The following is a 17,207-nucleotide window of genomic DNA, read 5'->3' as shown; positions in this document are numbered from 1 at the left end:
GCAGCGGGATCGTCCGTCATCTATTTTCAATGAGTTGGCTGTATACAGGGGTATCTATGGTATACCGGTGCATGCAGGCTCCGATATCCCGATAACCCCTCAGAATAATTGATGATTTCTTGCCGGTGGTGATAGTTCTTGCCACGCCGTGACGTGACGGCGGCATGGGAGGGCAGGGCATGGGGCAGCGTTTCGGCCTCTTCGGCGGCATCCTCGACGACGACGGCTTCAAGGCGCGCATGAAGGCGCTGGCCGACCGTGGCCGCCGCCTCGCCCGCGCCTACACCCGCCGGCCGATGCAGAAGGTCCGCGTCAAGGGCGCGCCGCCCGCGACCGGCGCCTACGCCCGCCCGGTCACCGTCAAGGTGCTCTACCACGACCGCGCCCGCGGCGCTTACCCCAACACCGTCGCGGTCCTGGCCAACTACCTGGCCAAGGAGGGGCCGCTGTTCGACCGCGACCGTCTGAGCATCGACACCGCCGAGATCGTGGACGCCTGGTCGGCCGACCGCCGCGTCTTCCACGTCATCGTCAGCCCCAACGACGGCCATCGCATCGACGACATGGTGTCCTACGGCCGCGACGTCGTCGCCGCCTGGGAGCGCCGGGTCGGCCCGCTGGAGTGGGTGGCCTCGGTCGAGCGCAAGCCCGACATGGCCCACCCGGACGGCAACCAGCACCTGCACATCATGCTGCGCGGCGTGCAGAACGACCGCGACCTCTACCTCGACCCGGACGTCGTCTCGCGCTGGCTGCGCCATGACGCCATCGAGGTCACCACCGACCGCCTCGGCTACATGACCGAGCGCGAGCGCCAGGATTTCGACCGCCAGCTCGTCGAGATGCAGCGGCTGCGCGACCAGCAGCGCGGCCGCGAGGCTGGACGCGATGATCTCCAGGACTTGGGAGGGCGCGAGCTGTGACCGCTCCCATCGTCCGCTTCGGAACCCTGCTGCTGGTCTGGCTCGCCGCCGTCTTCGCCATCACCGAGTTGACCGGCTGGCTGTTTGCCTGGCCCGCCGCCTTCGGCGGGCTGCGCGTCGGTTCCGTCGCGCTGTACGGGCCCGGCCAGTTCCTGGCTTGGCGTGGGCTGCTGGCCCCCGGCCACCGCTGGATCGTCGATGGCGCCACGCTGGTGTCGGGCGCCTGCGCGCTGGCCCTGGCGGTGCGCGCCGCCCTCGACCTCCGGGGCAAGCAGGCTCACGGGTTCGGCGCCGGCCGCTGGGCCACGCGCACCGACGTCCGGCGCAGCGGCCTGCTGGGACGGAGCGGACGATGACCGAACCCTCCTCCATCATCCTCGGCGCCTACGGCCGGGAGCCGCTGCGCGAGCGCACCCTGCAGCCGGTCCTTGTCATCGGGCCGACCGGCTCGGGCAAGACCACGACGGTCGTCCATCCGACGCTGCTGGCGGCGTGGCGCGAGAGCGCGGTGGTATGGGACTTCAAGGGTTCCGTCACCGAGGACACCAGCCGCGCCCGCACCCGCTTCGGCGACGTCATCGTGCTCGATCTCGCCCGGTCCGGCGGGCCGCGCTACAACCCGCTGATGGCGGTGCGGCCCGAGCCCTACCTCGTCCCCGACTGCCAGCACGCCGCGCGCATCCTCACCGAGGGCGAGCAGGAGGGGCACTGGCGCAACGCCGCCTTCTCCTACCTCACCGGCGTCTTCGTCTTCCTGCTCACAGCGGCGGCGGATTCCGAGAAGTCCCTGGCGGGTGCGCGCCGGCACATCCTGCTCGGCGACGACGGGCTGGCGCTGATGCTGGCCGAGGGCGTCCACCCGACCGCCCAGCGCGCCGCCCAGGAGCTGTGGGACAAGAGCCTCGCCGCCGCCGACACCGCCGAGCGCGACGAGGCCGCTGGCAAGCCCAAGGGCGGGCGGGGCGGCGGCGCCGACAAGAGCCTGCACTACCGCAAGTCGGTCTACGTCACCGCCTCGGTGCTGCTCGCCGAGTTCGAGGACCCGGTGCTGGAGGCGCAGACCGCCGTCAGCGACTTTTCGATTTCCGACCTCGTGGCGGGGGAGCGGCCGGTCACCCTCTACATCGTCGCCCGCCCGCTCGACGCCCGGCGCTTGCGCCGGGTGTTCAAGCTGATCCTGACGCAGATGGTGGATTTCCTCACCATCGACCGCATCCTGGCCGACGACGGCCGGGCGCGGCGCTGGCGGCTGCTGGTGGCGCTCGACGAGTTCCTGCAGTTCCACCTGCGCGAGGCGGCGGAGTGGATCAAGTACGTCCGCGAGTACGGCATCCGCCTCCTGCTGCTGGCCCAGAGCCTGTCGGAGGTGGAGGAGGAGTACGGCCGCGGCCTCACCGCCAATTGCCGGCTGGTGGTCTTCCGCCCCAACTCCTCGGACGAGGCCGAGCGGATCAGCCGCATGGTCGGCGAGGCGATCGAGGAGGTGCCGACGCGCTCGACCTCCAAGGGGCTGCTCGACCTCTTCCCCACCGTCAGCCGCGGCGTGCGGGTGGACCGCCGGCCGGTGATGCCGATGCACGCGGCGCTGGAGATGGACGGCAACGACCTGATCGTCTTCGGCTACGGCAAGCCGATCCGCGCCACACGCCTGCACCCCTACGCCGATCCGCTGTGGCGCCCGCTCTACGGCCGCGCTGCGGCGGCCTGGACTCCCAACCCGGACGCCAACCGCTGGTTCGGCACCGGCCACCCCGCCGACACGGCCGCCCGCGCCCCCGATCCGCCCGCGCCGCCGCACCGTCCCGGCACACTCCCGAGGCTCTGGACATGACCGACACTTCCGGCGATCCGGCCACCCGGCCGATCTCCGCCCGCATCCCGGCGCTGCTCGCCGACCAGCTCGCCCTGGTGCAGACCCGACAGGGGCTGCGCACGCTGAGCGATGCCCTGATCCATGTGCTCGACAAGGGGCTGGACGCCATCGCCAACGAGCGGGCGAAGACCGAGCGGCTGGAGGCCACCGTCGCCCGCATCGACGACCTGCTGATCACCGTGGTGGCGGTGCTCAACCTCGTGCACGATCTCGACCCGGCGGTGGTCGCCGAGACCAAGGCGGCGATCCACGAACGGCTCGGCCATCCCCGCCGCAGGGCGCCCAGCGTGCGCGACGGCTTCCACCCGAAGGAGGCCGGCGCCGAGGGGGCATCATGACCGGGCCGGCGGCGTCCGATCCCGACCGTCAGGCCCTGCTGCTGGCGTCGCTGGGCCGGCTGCGGGAAGACCTGTTCGGCGACCTGCTGTCCCGCGAGGACGTCGCCAACGTCCTGGTGCTGCCGCCGTTGCGCGGGCAGGGGGCCTGCCGGGTGCTGGTCAAGAACGGCCCGTCGCCGGAGTTCGTCCGGGAGGCCGATCCCGATCAGGTCCGCCGCTTCCTCGCCTACGTCGCCGGCTTCCAGCGCAAGGAGCTGCGCCGCGACCGCCCGACCCTCGACGTCACCCTGCCGGAGACCGGCGAGCGCATCCACGCCGACGTCGAGCCGGTCACCACCGGCCCGGCCTGCTCGATCCGCAAGCCCTATCGCGGCCGCATCACCCTCGACGACTGGGTGCTCTCCGGCGCCGCGACACCGCTCCAGGCGCGGATCCTCCGCCGGCTGATTGACGGGCGCCGCACGGTGGTGATCGCCGGCGACGTCGACACCGGCAAGACCACGCTGCTGCGCGCCTGCCTGGAGGAACCCGCCTTTCGGGACGGCCTGCCGGCGGTGTTGCAGGATCCCTACGAGTTCGAGCCGCCGTGCCCGCACGCCTACGCCATGGTCGCCGACCCGTGGGCCGACCCGCCGGTCACCCTGGAGACGCTGGTCGCCAACGCGCTGCGCGTGCCGATGACGCATCTGGTGCTCGGCGAGGTCCGCCGCGCCGAGGCGCGGCAGATGGTGGTCGGCTGGACCACCGGGCATCCGGGGTTGTGCACCGTGCACGCCGGCTCGGCCTGGGACGCCCTCGACCGCATCGCCCAGATGGTCGGGCTGGGCGGCATCGCCATGGACGCCCTGCAGATGCGCTGGATCGCCAAGGCGGTGCACGCGGTGGTGCACCTCGCCCGGGACGGCACGGGCAAGCGCTTCGTGAACGAGATCGTCCGGGTCGAGCGCTTCGATCCGGAGCACGGCTTCGTCCTCCGCCCGCTGGGGGCGGGGGAGCTTGACGGTGGAGGTGAGGATGCAACGTAACGGAAACGCGCGCCGGGGGCTGGCCCTGGCGTTGACGCTGGCCGCCCTGAGCGGGCCGGCACGGGCGCAGGTGATCGCCAATCTCGGCGCGGAGCTGCTGTCCTGGCAGGCGGTGTTCGACGCCAACTTCGTGCCGATCGCGGTGACCGCCGGGCTGCTGCTGGCGCTGGTCGCCGCGATGTTCTCCCGCATCGCCGGGGTGGTGGTGTTCGTCTTCACCGTGGCCGGAGCGGCCGCCTACGGCGCGCGCGACGCCATCGTCGCGCTGGCGGGGGTGTGACCATGCAGGCCCCGCCGCTGCCCGAGGGATGGGAGAAGCCGGTGCGCCGCACCTCGGTGCGGCCGACCAAGATGCCGCTCGGCGTGCCCATGGAGCTGCTGGCCATCGCGATCTGGCTGGCCGCGGAGCTGTGGCTGGCGCTGGGCGCCATCCCGCAGGCGGTGGTGGGGTTCCTGCTGGTCTTCCTGACGGCGCGCACCCTGACGCGCCGCGATCCCTGGTGGTTGGAGATCGTCCGCCAGAACGCCTCGGCCTGGTTGCTGCGGGCGCTGCGCACCGGCGGCCGCTCGCTGTCCCTCTCATCCTACCGCGCCCCGAGGTGAGGCATGCTCGACCTGACCGCCTTCGATGACGGCTTCGATTCCCTGTCCCGGCACCTGCCGTGGGACTGCTTCGTCTGGCCCGGCGTGGTGCTGCTGGAGGAGGACGGCGCGCTGATGGCCGTCGTCGAGTACGGCGGCCGCGACCAGGACGGCCAGGACCCGGCCGAGCGGATGCAGACGGCGCTGGCCGCCGGCAACGTGCTGTTCCCCTTCACCGGCGGCTGGACCTTCCATTTCGAGATGCAGCGCCGGTCCGTTGCCGGCTATCCCCGCAGCACGGGTACACACCCCGTCTCCGAGCTGATCGACCGGGAGCGGCGTGACCGCCTCGACGCCGCTGGCCGGCAGTTGCGCACCCGCACCTTCGTGGCGATCACGTACACGCCGGCCCGGCCCACCATGCGCACCGTGGCCTCCTGGTTCACCCGCAACCCGCCGGAGCGCGCCCGGCCGGACGTCATGCGCGACCACGTCGAGCCCTTCCGTCAGCTCGTGCTTCAGTTCGCCAGCCTGCTCGGCCGTGCCGTCGGCTGGGCGCGCATGCTGGACGACGATGGCGTGCAGACCCTGCTGCACAACTGCGTCTCGCCCCTGTACCAGCGCCACGTCACCGCCCCCGACCTTCCGGGCTTCCCGATCAAGGCCAACCTCGTGGACGTCGGCTTCAAGCCCGGCTCGTTCCCGGCCTGGAGCAACGGCGGGACGGAATGGCCCGTCCGGATGATCGGCATCGGCGGCTACCCCAAGGTCAGCCACCCCGGCCTGCTCAACGTGCTGGATAAGCTGCCCTTCGAGTTCCGCTGGTCGGTACGCTTCGAGGCGATGGACCACGTCCAGGCGCGCGGCGTCTTCGCCGCGCTGTGGCGCAAGCACGACGACACCTCCTACGACTGGCGCTCCGTTCTGCTGCGCGCGGTGGGCGGCTACGCCGCCCTGCGCCACGACCCGGTCGGCGTCATGGAGGCGCTGGAAGCGGAAGCCGCCCGGCTGGAGGCCGAGCAGGCCGGCACCAGCTCGGGCTGGATGACCCCCACCGCCGTGCTGTGGGGCCGCTCGGTCGAGGAGGTGGAGGAGCGCCGCGACGAACTGGTCAAGGCGCTGCGCACGCTGGGCTTCACCGTCATCGAGGAGACCTGGGGGGCCGAGCGGGCGTGGTACGGCACGTTGCCTGGCCACGTGCGCCCCAACCCACGCAAGGTGCCGCTGACCCAGGTCCAACTCGCCGACTTCCTCATCCTCTCCTCGGCCTGGGGCGGGCCGGAGCGCAACCCGCATCTGAAATGCGATCCGCTGATGCAGTTGGAGGCCGAGGGCGGAACCCCGTTGATGATCGATATTCATCAGGGCCAGGACGGGGCGGCGCTGGTGATCGGCCCGCCGCGCACCGGCAAGTCCACCGTGCTCGCCTTCATGGGGCATCAGTTCCTCGCTCGGGTGCCGAACGGGCGCGTGGTGTGGATCGACGTCGATGCCACGGAGAGCACGTCGCTGGTGGCGACCTGGGCGGCCGGCGGCGAGTTCCTGTCCATGGGCTCCGGCGACGCGGTATTGGGCGACCTCGCCTTGCAGCCGCTGGCCGACGTCGACACCCCCAACGGCTTCGCCTGGGGCCATGGCTTCGTCATGGACCTGCTGCGCCTTCAGGGCGTGCTGGGACCGGGGAACCTCTCGGCGGCCGAGGCCGGCGACGCGGTGGACGCCGCCCTGCACCTGCTGGCTGTCTCGCCGCCAGCCGAACGCACGCTGTCGCACCTTGCCCATCTGGTGCAGGACAACATCGTCCGCATCGCGCTGGAACCCTATTGCCGCGGCGGCCCCTACGGCGATCTCGTCGATGCGGCGGAGGACCGTTTCCTCGGCTCGGCCTGGACCACGGTGGACATCGGCGCGCTGATCGACCGCGGCCCCGGTGCGGCGCCGGTGATCAAGGCGCTGTTCCGCCGCTTCTACCGCCTGTTCGAGGACGGTCGGCCGACCCTGTTCCTGGTCGACGAGGCGTTCAAGGCGCTCAAGCACCAGCCGGCCGAGCTGGACGAACTGCGCCGGCGCGGGCCGAAGAAGAACGTCGCCCTGGTGCTGGCCACCCACCAGCTCGACGACATCGAGGGCTCGGCCATCGCGGCGATGCTGAAGACCATCCAGGTCCTGGTGCTGCTCGCCGACCCCAACGCCGCCAAGCGCTCCATCCTGCGCGCCTGGGGGCTGAACGCCACCCAGGCCGCTCAGGTCGCCCGCGCCATGCCGCGCCGCGACGTCTTCTTCAAGACGCCCGAGGGCAGCCGGCTCGGCCAGCTCACCCTCGATCCGGCGGCGCTCGCCGTCTGCGGCTGCGGCGGGGCGGCCCACAAGCGCCGGGCCTTCGAGCTGAGGACTGAGGTCGGGCCGCAGCGCTTCGCCGCGGAATGGCTGCGCCGTCACGGCTTGGCCGAGGCCGCCGACACCCTGGAGACGCTTCATGAAGGAGAAACCCCATGAGGACCCGCACCCTGCGCGCCGCCACGGCGGCGCTCGCCCTTACGGTCGGCCTGACCGCCGGCCCGCCCCCGGCCCATGCCTTCCTGGGCGGGCTCCTGAACAGCGTCTTCGGCGGTGGTGGCGGAGGCGGCTGCTTCTCCGAGGAGGGCGACGGGCTGTTCGGCACCGCGCTGTCCGTCGTCGCCGGTTATGTCACCGGCGGAGCCGCCGGAGCCGTCATGGGGGCCGCATCGGGCGTGACGGGGAGCGGCGGCACCCAGGCGCCCGGCTGCCCGATCGTGGAGAGCCGGCCCCGCATCGTCGAGGAGATGGTGCAGCGCCAGGAGGTCGAGATCATCGCCCAGACCGCGCACATGCTCACCCAGATCGACAACATGATCCGCATGCGCCGGCTGTCGGACCTCGACACCCGCGTCACGGTGGCGGTCCGGCTTGGCGATGCCCGCCGTGCCGCCGGCCTGGTGGACCGGGTGCTGTGGAGCCTGGACGGTGTGGGGCAGCAGTTCGCCGACCTCTACCCCGACGCCTTGCCGGAGGGGATGAGCGCCGCGGCGCTTGCCGAGCACCAAGCCGAGCAGGCTCGGCTCGCCCGTGACGCCAGCCGCGCCAGCAAGCTGGTCTCGGCCGACGTCATGACCGGCATCGAGGACTACCCGGCCCGCGCCCAGGCGCTGATGGCGGCGCTGAAGGCCTGCGACGGCCAGACCTGCGCCATCGATGCCGGCACCCAGGCGACGCTGCTCAACGCCGAGGTCGCCGGCCAGCTCCTGATGATGCAGGCGGCGCATCACCGGGCGGCGGAAGCCCAGCTCGACTACGAGCAGGCCGCCGTCGAGCGGGCCCGCCAGCACACGCGCATCAACTGGCAGGGCCTCGACACTTACGGCGCACCGGGGAGCTGAGCCATGGGACTCCGGCACATTCTCCTCGCCCTCGGCGCCATGCTGGTCGTCAGCATCATCGGCGCCGTGGCCCTGGTCCTCTACGTCCGCTCCGACACGGGAGCCTCGGCCCTGGAGCGGCTGGAGCGCAGCAACCCGGCCTGGCAGGGCATCGGCACCTACACCGCACCGGAAAGGTGACCGCCATGGACGTCAGCGCCCTCTCGGTCGTCCTGCACCAGCTCACCGCCGCCGTGGTCACCGGCCTCGGCCTGCTCGGGCCGGACGTGCAAACGGCGCTGCGCCTGCTGATGACGCTCTCCTACACGCTGGCGCTGCTGCTCTGGCTGTTCGAGGGCAAGGCGGCGGTGCACGGCCCCTTCCTGCGCATGCTGCTGAAGTTCGCCGCCATCGGCGCCCTGGTCGAATGGTTCCCCACCGGCTCGGCGGCGCTGATGCAGGCCGCCGCCCAGCAGGGGCTCAACCTCGTGCCCGGCGGCGGCTTCTCCCTCGACGACCCCGGCTACATCGCGCACCTCGGCATCCAGGCGGTGATCCCGCTGATGCAGCGCGTCAAGGAGATGCTGGGGCCGGTCGATTTCTTCCTGAACTTCGTCGAGATCGTTATCTTCCTGCTGGCCGCCCTGGTGGTGATCGTCAGCTTCTGCATCCTGGCCATCCAGGTCTTCCTCGCCTTCCTGGAATACCGGCTGCTGTCGCTGGCCGCCTACCTCGCCATCCCCTTCGCTGTGCTGGGACCGACCAGCTTCGTGGCCGAGCGCGCCATCGGCTACATCGCGGCTACCGCGCTCAAGCTGCTGGTGCTCGGCTGCGTCATTGCGATGTGCAGCGCCACCCTGTTGGCGCTGACCTTCCAGGGCACGCCGACGCTGGCCCAGGCGTTCGGGGTGGCGGTGCTGGCGGCGGCGATCTTCGTGCTCGCCATCAAGGCGCCGCGCGCCGCCGCCGGCCTGGTCAACGGCGGCCCGGTGATGGACGGCATGACGGCGCTGGCCGCCCTGTGGACGGCCGGCTGGCTGGGCATGCGCACCATGGCCGGTGCGGCGGCCGCCACCACCGGGGCGCCCGGCAGCCTCGCCGTCGGTGCCTCGGCGGTGTGGGGTGGCCTGCGCCACGCCATGGCCGGGGCGACCTCATCCGTCGGCAGCACCGGCGGTTCGAGCACCGGCGGCAGCGGCAGTGATCCTGCCGGCACCTCGGCCGGGCGCCGCTATCCGGCCGGCCGCTTCGGTGGCTCCCGGGCTTCGGCCCCGCGTGGCAGCGGCTGGGACAAGCCGATGACCGATGCCCAGCGTGGCGAACTCGACCGCCTCGCCGCCGGCCGCACCGTCGATCCCACCCTCACCCGCGGGCAGGCCAGCCGGCTCATCGAACGCTGGGGCGGCGAAGAGTCGTGGCTGCGCCGCACCGCCTCCAACGCGACCGAACGGCCGCAGGACCCGCCCGGCAAACCGCCCGGCCCGGACCGTCCGGCCGGCGACAAGGGAGACTGATCCGTGATGAAGGAGCGCGTCGTCAACGTCTACGACCCGCCGCCGGCGGCCGTGCCCGACAGCGCGAAGTACCTCGCCGCCATGACCTACCGCGCCAGCCGCGAGGCCAAGGCGCTGCGGTTGAAGCGCTGGACCTTCGCCCTGGCCGTGCTCGGCCTGTCCTGGGGCTCGCTGATGACCTGGGACAACCTGCGCATCGCCGGCAAGCTGGTGGAGATCGCCAAGTACAAGCCCGTGTACCGCGTCGAGCAGGCGATGGACGGCCACCAGCGCCTTGTGCTGCTGGACAACACCATCACCGTGACCAAGGGCGCCCGGATCAACGCGGTGACGTGGTTCGTCCGCTGGCAGCGGCAGATCGGCACCGACCCGGTGATGCTGGCCAGGGACCGCGCCGCCGCCCGCGCCCGGCTGACCGGCGGCACCGAGCGCAAGTGGGACGCCCTGCTGGCGGCCGACCTCGCCCCGGCCGAGGGCTGGACCCGCGACGTCGCCGACGTCCGCGTCCAGGAGCGCGAGGCCGACCCGAAGACCGGCACCGCCGCCTTCTACGTCGTCTGGACCGAGACGGTGTACCGGGACTTCAAGCCGCGCGCGAAGACGCTGATGAGCGCCGCCGTGGTCACCGTGGACGGCCCCTCGCGCGACGGCGCGCTCGACGGCGTGTCGATCTCCGGCTTCTCCGAGCCCAGCGGCACGCCGCTGAAGGCCGAAGCGAAAGAGCCGTCCAAAGCCCACCCCATTCCCCCGTCCGAGACGATGGAGCCCCAGCCATGAGACTCCCGGTTTCCCTGCTGGCGCTGCCGCTGCTCGCCGCCTGCGCCACCGAGCCGCCCTTAGCACCGGCCGCCGGCCCCGTCCCCCCGCAGCGCCCCTACACCCTGGCCGACCTGCACATTCCGCCGACGGCGATGGAGCGGGAGCCGAAGGAGAAGGCGGCACCGCGGCCGTCGCGGGCGCAGACCCGCAGCTGGGTCGGGCAGGCCAACGAGGCGGCGCTCGACCTGCCGACGCTGACCTGCTTCAAGGGCAAGAGCTGCGAGTACTGGTACCAGCCCGACCTGCAATACCTCGTCTACATGGCCGAGGGGAACCAGACGCTGGTCTGCCTGAAACCGGGCGAGGTGGTGCGCGACATCGTGGCGCCCGGCGCCCAGGTGTGGATTCCCCACCAGCCCTACAGCTTCGGCAAGGGGGCACAGCGCACCGAGTGCATCGCCTTCATGCCGCGCCGCGCCGGCCTCAACCAGCAGATCTCCCTCTTCACCAGCGAACGCAAGTACGACCTCAACGTCGAGACCCACACGCGCACCCACCACGTCGAGGTGCGCTGGCGCTACCCCGAGGACTACCTCGCCACCTTGAACGGGCAGGCGGCCGTCCTCCCCACCGCCGCCGGCGACCGGCGCGACCGCACCACCGAGCTGGCCACCCGCGACCGCCGCTGCACCTACACGCTGGAGGGCGACACGCCGGAGTGGCGGCCGGTGCCGACCCCCGACGGCCAGCCGCCGGTGTGCGACGACGGCGAGGTGACGATCATCAACTTCACCCCCGGCGCGCTCGGCGCCTACGGGGCGCCGATCCTCTGGCGCATCGGCGCCGACGGCACCCGCATCCCCGTCCAGTACGGCCGGATGAACGCCACCTACCGCGTCGCCGGCATCCACGACCACCTGCTGCTGGCGATCGGCGCCCAGGAAGTCCACATCCGGAGGACCCGCCCGTGACCGCGACCAACGACACGCCGCCGCCGCTGCCGCCCGATCCGCTGGCCCGCCACCGGGTGATCACTTCCGGTCCGCACGTCGTCCGCATCCTGCTGGTGGCGGCCGTCGTGATCGGGCTCGGGTTGGCCGCCTACATGCTGGGGCGCAGCCAGGGGGCCGGGGGCCTGCCGAAACTGTCCGCCGCCCTCGGTCCGACGCAGCCGGAGCCGCGGCTGCCCAGCTACGAGGACATGGCACCCCGGCCGGCGCCGGCCCCGCCGCCGGCTCCCCGCATCGAGAAGAGGGAGCTGGCCCCGCCGCCACCCCGGCCGCAGGCCAAGGCGGCCCCGAAGGAGGACGACCTGCGCAAGAAGGCAATGGAGGCCGGTGTCGGCGGCTGGAGCCGTAAGGAGGAGGGCACGGCCGTCGCCTCCGCTGCCCAGGCCGGGGCGTCGGACTTCGCCGCCGCCGGGTCCGATTGCCTCGTACCGCCTGGCACGCCGATCCCCCTGCTGACGGTGAACCGGGTGGTGACCGAGCGCGGCGGGATCGTCACCGCGCGGGTGACGCAGGACGTCTGGGACGCCGGCTTCTCCTGCCTGGCGGTGCCGGCCGGCTCGGTGGTGACGCTGGACGTCGGCAGCGGCGTCACCAAAGGGCAGAAGCGCATCGAGGTGGCCAACCCGGTGATCACCCGGCCCTGGCCGCGCAACGACACGGTGCGCGTGGCGGCGGTCGGAGCGGACGCCACCGGTGCGGCCGGGCTGGCCGGGTCGGTGCAGGTGCCGTGGCTCCAGACCGGGCTGCTGATCGCCGCCAGCACCGCGGTGGATGTCGCGGCGGCGGCGCTGACCGGGGGCGGCAGCCTGATCGGCGGCATCCTCGGGCACGGCATCGACCGTCCGCTCGACAAGGCGGCCAAGGACCTGCTCGACCGGGCGCCCGTCATCACGCTCGACGCCGGAGAGCCAGTGCTGCTGCTGTTGCGGGGCGGCCTGAAGGCCGACGACTTCGGTCGGGCTCGCTGAGCAACTGTTTCCGTAAACATTCCACGGATCCCATAGACATTCCACGGGCCGGCGACAAGGCCGTCTGGTTCGTTGCTGCATTGCCGTGGCCCTCCAGATCAGGCAATGGAATAACCGCCGTCTATCAGATAAAGCTGGCCGGTCATGAATTGGGCGTCGAGCGAGGCCAGGAACACGACTACGGCCGCGATGTCGTCCGGTTCGGCACAGCGACCCAAAGCGTGACCGGCGGCAATCGCTGCCCATTGGTCGTCGGACAGGCCCCTGGTCAGAGCCGTCTTGATGAAACTCGGGCCGACGGCATTCACTCGTACGCCGCTATGGCCGTATTCAAGGGCTCCGGCTTTGGTCAGACCAACCACTCCGTGTTTGGCCGCCACATAGGCCGAGATGGTTGGCATCGCCAATGTTCCCATGATGGATGAGACATTGACGATTGAGCCGCCACCTCGAGCGACCAAGTGCGGAATCTCACTGCGCATGCAGTGGAAGACGCCGGTCAGGTTGACGTCGATGACCCGGCGCCAGCCCTCCGGAGGAAATTCGGCGATGGGAGCGTGCTCCACGTTCACCGCTGCGTTGTTGACCGCAATGTCGAGCCCGCCGAAAGCCTCCACGCAGGCGGCAACCGCAGCGTCCGTCTGGGCGGCGTCCGTGACGTCCGCCTGAAACGCCTGCGCCTTGCCGCCCTTGATTCGGATGGCATCTGCCAACTGGCTCGCTTGTCCGAAATCAATGTCCAGAATGGCCACGGTAGAACCTTCCCCCGCCAGTCGGATACAGATCGCCGCACCGATTCCTGTACCACCACCGGTCACCAGCGCCACTTTACCGTCAAGTCGACCTCCCATCGTCCCACTCCGTCCCTGCAATTTCCGTATGTTCGGCGCGGCACCATTCGCGGCGTCACGGCCGGCGGAAAGCTCGGCAACCGGCGGTGAATTGGCAATACTGGATTCCCGTGATGACAGTGCTGCCGATGGCATCGGTCAAATTCTTTGATACAGTATCGATAAAGCACGGCCCGTCGGGCAAGAATGATGCTAGAGGGAAGACATGGGAAACGCCAGCAAGGAGTATGGCATCACCTCGATGATGCCTATGGACATTATCAAGACTACGCCGATAACACCATCTGCCGATAGCGTTCCTAGAGAAAGGGTTACCAAGGATATTTTGTTGTCTTCCGCAAATGTAGTTGCGCTGGTGGCTCCACCGGGCTTCGGAAAATCTACCGTCATGAGGCAGACCTTCGACGCCGTGGGCAGGACCGAAACGCCGGTGGCTTGGTTGACCTTGGATGAAAGGGACAACGACTTTGGGCGCCTTCTGAGCTACGTCCACGCGGCATTCGCCAAGGTCATTCCGCTGGACGGTATCGCCGAGTGGCCGCCACCGGGGGCTCCCCTGGCATTTTCAGCCCTGCAGGGAGTCGCGTTGTCGCTCGCCGATGCGATCGCCCGGTCGCCACTCCCCTTCACCGTCTTCATCGACGAGTTCGAAAGCTTGCATTCGCAAGAAGCACTGCAGTTCATCAGTGACCTCGCCGCGTCACTGACGGCTGGGCAGCGCATCGTTTTCGGTTCCCGTACGATGCGGATGCTGCCATTCACCGAACTGATCCTGCAAGGGCGCGCCATCCGCATCGATGCCGAGCGGTTGCGCTTCGATCTGGAGGAAACCTCCGCCTTCATGGCCAACCATGGGACGCTGGTGCTGTCCGGAGATCAGACGTCGCTGTTGCGCGATCGCACCGAAGGCTGGCCGGCCGGCTTGCGGTTGGCGACGCTGGCGCTGCCTGGGCAGGAAAGCCGCGCCGATTGGCTGGAATCCCTGTCGGGGGTATCCGACGATATCGCCACCTATCTTGCGGAAACGGTTCTGACGCGCCAGCCCGGTGACCTTCGCCGGTTCCTGCTGCACTCCAGCATCCTGGAGGAACTGAGCGCACAATGCTGCGATGACGTGTTGGAGCGAACGGACAGCGCCCGTCTTCTGGACGAGATTTCACGTGCCAACCTCTTCCTGAGCCCGGTTGGAACCGGTTCGGAATGGTTCCGCTTTCACGCGCTTTTCCGTGAATTCCTCTGTGCTGAACTGAAGAAGCAGGATCCGGCGGCCATATTGCGCCTTCATCAGCGTGCCGCGGTCTGGCACGCCGCTGCCGGTCTCCACGCGCAGGCGATCCGTCATGCGCTTCTGGCCGATGATCCGACGCTCGCCGCGGACCTGATGACGGACTGCGCGATGGAGTTCGTTCAGGCGTCGCAGTTGGAAACCGTTGCCAACTGGACCGACCGGATTCCAGCCGAGGAGGTCCGACGCCGGCCGACCCTCCTGCGCGCTCGCGCCTACGCGATGATTGCGCTGCACCGCTTCCATGACGCACGCGAGGCGCTCACGACCCTGCGACAGGCCGCCCTGGCCGTGGGCCAGGAGGTAGCGCCCGAAGTGGACGTGCAGTTTGCGCTGCTGTGCGAGTGGTCGGGACAGCATGAATTGACCCGCTCGGTCATTTCACGGGTGGCCGGGCGTATCGGACCCGGCGACGGGGTTGTTTTCGGCACCAGCCAGAATATCCTGGCGTGGCTGCATATTCTCGCCGGCGAATTCGACGAGGCGCAACAACTGCTGGGTTCGGCCAAGGCGGCCTATCAGAAGATGCGGCTCGGTCTATGGACCTTCACCTTCACCCTATGCTTCGAAGGGGTGATCGAACTGGTGCAGGGTAATCTCAGGGATGCGTTCGAACGCTATGAAACCGCTTTTCGCCACGCTTCCGGCGCCGGTCTGGCCGTTGCCAGCGCCTATTTGGCGGAAGCTCTCTATGAAATGAACGAGACGGTCAGGACAGGCACTTTGGCACGCGTGCATCTGCCTCTCGTCCGCGATGTCGGCAACCCGGATGCCATCATTCTGGGGTACCGCTCGGCCGCCCGTACGGCCTTTCTCGACGGACGCGGCGAACAGGCGGAAGCGCTGCTGACGGAACTCGGCGACATCGGCGATATCCGGGAAATTCCCCGCCTCAAGGCCGCGGCATGGATCGAAAAGTCGCGCTTGGCTTTGCTGGCCGGGCGCCATGACGTCGCGGAACGGTTTCTGAAGCTCGGAGGGCGCAAGGAAATATGGGAACCGCTTCGCGAGTTTCGCCTTTTCCCGCACGAAATTGATGATCCGCAGATCGCCGCGCTGCGGCTTAAGCTGGTGACCGGCAAAGCGGAATCCATCATTCCAGAACTGGAGCTGGCGGCCAGATGTGCGGGAGACAGCGGACGCAAATGGCGGCAGCTCAGATTGCGGAACCTGCTGGCGCAGGCATTCGCCGCCGCCGGGTACCAACCCCAGGCCGTGACGGTGATGGAAAAGGTGTTGGCTGAATGCTCCAAGGCCGGTCTGGTGCGCGTTGTCGCCGATGAACCGTGGTATCTCACCAATGTGCTGGAAGACCTCGCCCGCCAGCCGAAAAACACCTGCCCTACCCACCTGGAGCAGGTGGCCGCCGCCTGCGCCTCCCTCGGCTATCGTGCCGATACGGACGTGCGCAAGCGGACCGCGGCCATGCTGACGGCCAAGGAAACGGAGATCATGCGGTTGATCGCCGCGGGCAAATCGAACAAGGAAATCGCTCGCCTGCTGTACATATCGGAAAATACGGTGGAAACACATCTGAGAAAGATAAACCAGAAGCTTGACGTTCACAGCCGGACCCAGGCCGTCGCAAGGCTGAGGGAGTTTGGGCTGCTCGATTGAAGACCCGTCAAGCAGGGGACCGGCCAATGACCGACGTCCGCCCCGATGCGCCGCTCTCCTCGGGGCGGCGCCCGAAAGGACGTCAGTACATGGTGAGGCCGCCATCGACCGTCAGTGTCTGGCCGGTCACGTTGTCGGCGGTGCACAGATAAGCGACGGCCTCGCCCATGTCGCGCGGTGTCTGCGGGCGGCCCAATGGCATGAGTGTGCGCGCAAGTGTTGTCGCCATGTCGGCGGGATCGGCGCCGGTCGTCTTCGCCAGGGCCGGGCCGAGATGATCGTGCCACATCGGGGAGTCGATGAAGCCGGGACAAAGGGTGTTCACGGTAATGTCATGAGGAGCCAGTTCCTGGCACCATACTTGGCTGAGGCCGACGATGCCGTGCTTCGATGCGGCATAGGCGGTTTGCAGGGGGGCCGGCCTCTTGGCGGCCACCGAGGCGACGTTCACGATCCGGCCGGTCTTGCGCGCGATCATATGCGGGACGACCGCCTGCGTGCAGAGGAAGGTGCCTTTGAGGTTGACGTCGATCACGCGATCCCAGCTTGTCTCGCTCAACTCCGTCATCGGCGCCACTTCGATGACCCCGGCGTTGTTGATCAGCGCATCGATTTGTCCGAAGACTTCGATGCAGCGCCGGACCATTGCCGTACAGGAGGCGGCGGACGTCACGTCGATGCGGACCCCCAGCGAGCCAGGACCGGATGCCGCAATTTCGGCGGCGAAATCATCACAGCGCTCCTGATCAAGATCGGCAATGATGAGACGCATGCCGCGCCGAGCCAGCGCCGAACAGATGCCACGTCCCAACGTGCCGGTAGCGCCCGTGACGATGGCAACCTTACCTTCCAGTTCCATGAATCGCTTCCCGAGTAAATCCGACAGCACTTGAGCTCCAAGGCTGATCCGAAGGGTAGGTGCTTGACCATCACGGATATCCGGGGTCCGGTCGGCCTAAACCAGATTGCCGTCCCTGCGCGTCATGCGCGCCTTTGTAGATTCCTGAATTTTCAACGTGTTGCTGCGTAACCGTCAATAGAGCCAATTCGCTCTGGGAATCCCGGCGCCGGTGGTCCTGGGCGGT

The 17,207-nt window shown here is 69.3% G+C and carries 17 protein-coding genes; 15 read left to right on the top strand and 2 right to left on the bottom strand.

Annotated features, from left to right (window positions below; genetic code table 11):
- Nucleotides 1-179: 179 nt before the first annotated feature.
- The 14 genes from M2352_RS24745 to M2352_RS24680 all read left to right on the top strand — a co-directional run bounded on the left by M2352_RS24745 (nucleotide 180) and on the right by M2352_RS24680 (nucleotide 12,369).
- A complete protein-coding gene (locus tag M2352_RS24745; RefSeq protein WP_264667182.1) occupies nucleotides 180-923 on the top strand; it encodes a hypothetical protein in 744 nt (247 codons plus the stop codon).
- The gene (locus M2352_RS24740; protein WP_264667181.1) at nucleotides 920-1,279 is read left to right on the top strand and encodes a hypothetical protein; all 360 of its coding nucleotides are present in this window, start codon (nucleotides 920-922) and stop codon (nucleotides 1,277-1,279) included. Before M2352_RS24745 ends, M2352_RS24740 begins: the two co-directional genes overlap by 4 nt.
- The gene (locus M2352_RS24735) at nucleotides 1,276-2,754 is read left to right on the top strand and encodes a type IV secretory system conjugative DNA transfer family protein (RefSeq protein ID WP_264667180.1); all 1,479 of its coding nucleotides are present in this window, start codon (nucleotides 1,276-1,278) and stop codon (nucleotides 2,752-2,754) included. The genes M2352_RS24740 and M2352_RS24735 overlap by 4 nt, the downstream gene beginning before the upstream one ends.
- A complete protein-coding gene (locus tag M2352_RS24730) occupies nucleotides 2,751-3,134 on the top strand; it encodes a hypothetical protein (protein WP_264667179.1) in 384 nt (127 codons plus the stop codon). Before M2352_RS24735 ends, M2352_RS24730 begins: the two co-directional genes overlap by 4 nt.
- Entirely contained in the window at nucleotides 3,131-4,159 is a 1,029-nt protein-coding gene (locus M2352_RS24725) for a CpaF/VirB11 family protein (RefSeq protein WP_264667178.1), read from the top strand. Before M2352_RS24730 ends, M2352_RS24725 begins: the two co-directional genes overlap by 4 nt.
- Nucleotides 4,149-4,439, top strand: a complete 291-nt coding sequence (locus tag M2352_RS24720) for a hypothetical protein (protein ID WP_264667177.1) — start codon at nucleotides 4,149-4,151, stop codon at nucleotides 4,437-4,439. The genes M2352_RS24725 and M2352_RS24720 overlap by 11 nt, the downstream gene beginning before the upstream one ends.
- Before the next feature lie 2 nt (nucleotides 4,440-4,441).
- Nucleotides 4,442-4,762, top strand: a complete 321-nt coding sequence (locus M2352_RS24715; RefSeq protein ID WP_264667176.1) for a VirB3 family type IV secretion system protein — start codon at nucleotides 4,442-4,444, stop codon at nucleotides 4,760-4,762.
- A 3-nt stretch (nucleotides 4,763-4,765) separates the two neighbouring features.
- Nucleotides 4,766-7,237 carry a conjugal transfer protein TrbE gene (locus M2352_RS24710; RefSeq protein ID WP_264667175.1) on the top strand — a complete coding sequence of 824 codons (2,472 nt, stop codon included), beginning with the start codon at nucleotides 4,766-4,768 and terminating at the stop codon, nucleotides 7,235-7,237.
- Nucleotides 7,234-8,139 carry a hypothetical protein gene (locus tag M2352_RS24705; RefSeq protein ID WP_264667174.1) on the top strand — a complete coding sequence of 302 codons (906 nt, stop codon included), beginning with the start codon at nucleotides 7,234-7,236 and terminating at the stop codon, nucleotides 8,137-8,139. The genes M2352_RS24710 and M2352_RS24705 overlap by 4 nt, the downstream gene beginning before the upstream one ends.
- Nucleotides 8,140-8,142: 3 nt before the next feature.
- Nucleotides 8,143-8,319, top strand: a complete 177-nt coding sequence (locus M2352_RS24700) for a hypothetical protein (RefSeq protein WP_264667173.1) — start codon at nucleotides 8,143-8,145, stop codon at nucleotides 8,317-8,319.
- 5 nt (nucleotides 8,320-8,324) lie between these two features.
- On the top strand, nucleotides 8,325-9,632 hold the full coding sequence (locus M2352_RS24695; protein ID WP_264667172.1) for a type IV secretion system protein: 1,308 nt from the start codon (nucleotides 8,325-8,327) through the stop codon (nucleotides 9,630-9,632).
- 6 nt (nucleotides 9,633-9,638) lie between these two features.
- Complete coding sequence (locus M2352_RS24690) at nucleotides 9,639-10,409, top strand: hypothetical protein (RefSeq protein WP_264667171.1); 771 nt, start codon at nucleotides 9,639-9,641, stop codon at nucleotides 10,407-10,409.
- Entirely contained in the window at nucleotides 10,406-11,362 is a 957-nt protein-coding gene (locus tag M2352_RS24685; RefSeq protein WP_264667170.1) for a TrbG/VirB9 family P-type conjugative transfer protein, read from the top strand. The genes M2352_RS24690 and M2352_RS24685 overlap by 4 nt, the downstream gene beginning before the upstream one ends.
- A gap of 107 nt (nucleotides 11,363-11,469) precedes the next feature.
- Nucleotides 11,470-12,369, top strand: coding sequence for a TrbI/VirB10 family protein (locus M2352_RS24680; protein ID WP_264667169.1), 900 nt, complete (start codon nucleotides 11,470-11,472; stop codon nucleotides 12,367-12,369).
- A 98-nt stretch (nucleotides 12,370-12,467) separates the two neighbouring features.
- On the opposite strand, the gene M2352_RS24675 is transcribed toward M2352_RS24680, so the two are convergent.
- A complete protein-coding gene (locus M2352_RS24675; RefSeq protein ID WP_264667168.1) occupies nucleotides 12,468-13,355 on the bottom strand; it encodes an SDR family NAD(P)-dependent oxidoreductase in 888 nt (295 codons plus the stop codon).
- Nucleotides 13,356-13,425: 70 nt separating this feature from the next.
- Between M2352_RS24675 and M2352_RS24670 the strand changes: the two genes are divergently transcribed.
- A complete protein-coding gene (locus tag M2352_RS24670) occupies nucleotides 13,426-16,122 on the top strand; it encodes a helix-turn-helix transcriptional regulator (protein ID WP_264667167.1) in 2,697 nt (898 codons plus the stop codon).
- A gap of 82 nt (nucleotides 16,123-16,204) precedes the next feature.
- Here the strand turns inward: M2352_RS24670 and M2352_RS24665 are convergent, their stop codons facing one another.
- Complete coding sequence (locus M2352_RS24665; RefSeq protein ID WP_264667166.1) at nucleotides 16,205-16,981, bottom strand: SDR family NAD(P)-dependent oxidoreductase; 777 nt, start codon at nucleotides 16,979-16,981, stop codon at nucleotides 16,205-16,207.
- Nucleotides 16,982-17,207: the final 226 nt, after the last annotated feature.

This window comes from Azospirillum fermentarium (genome assembly GCF_025961205.1).
Lineage (GTDB): Bacteria > Pseudomonadota > Alphaproteobacteria > Azospirillales > Azospirillaceae > Azospirillum > Azospirillum fermentarium.
This window is presented reverse-complemented; position numbering and strand designations above follow the sequence as displayed.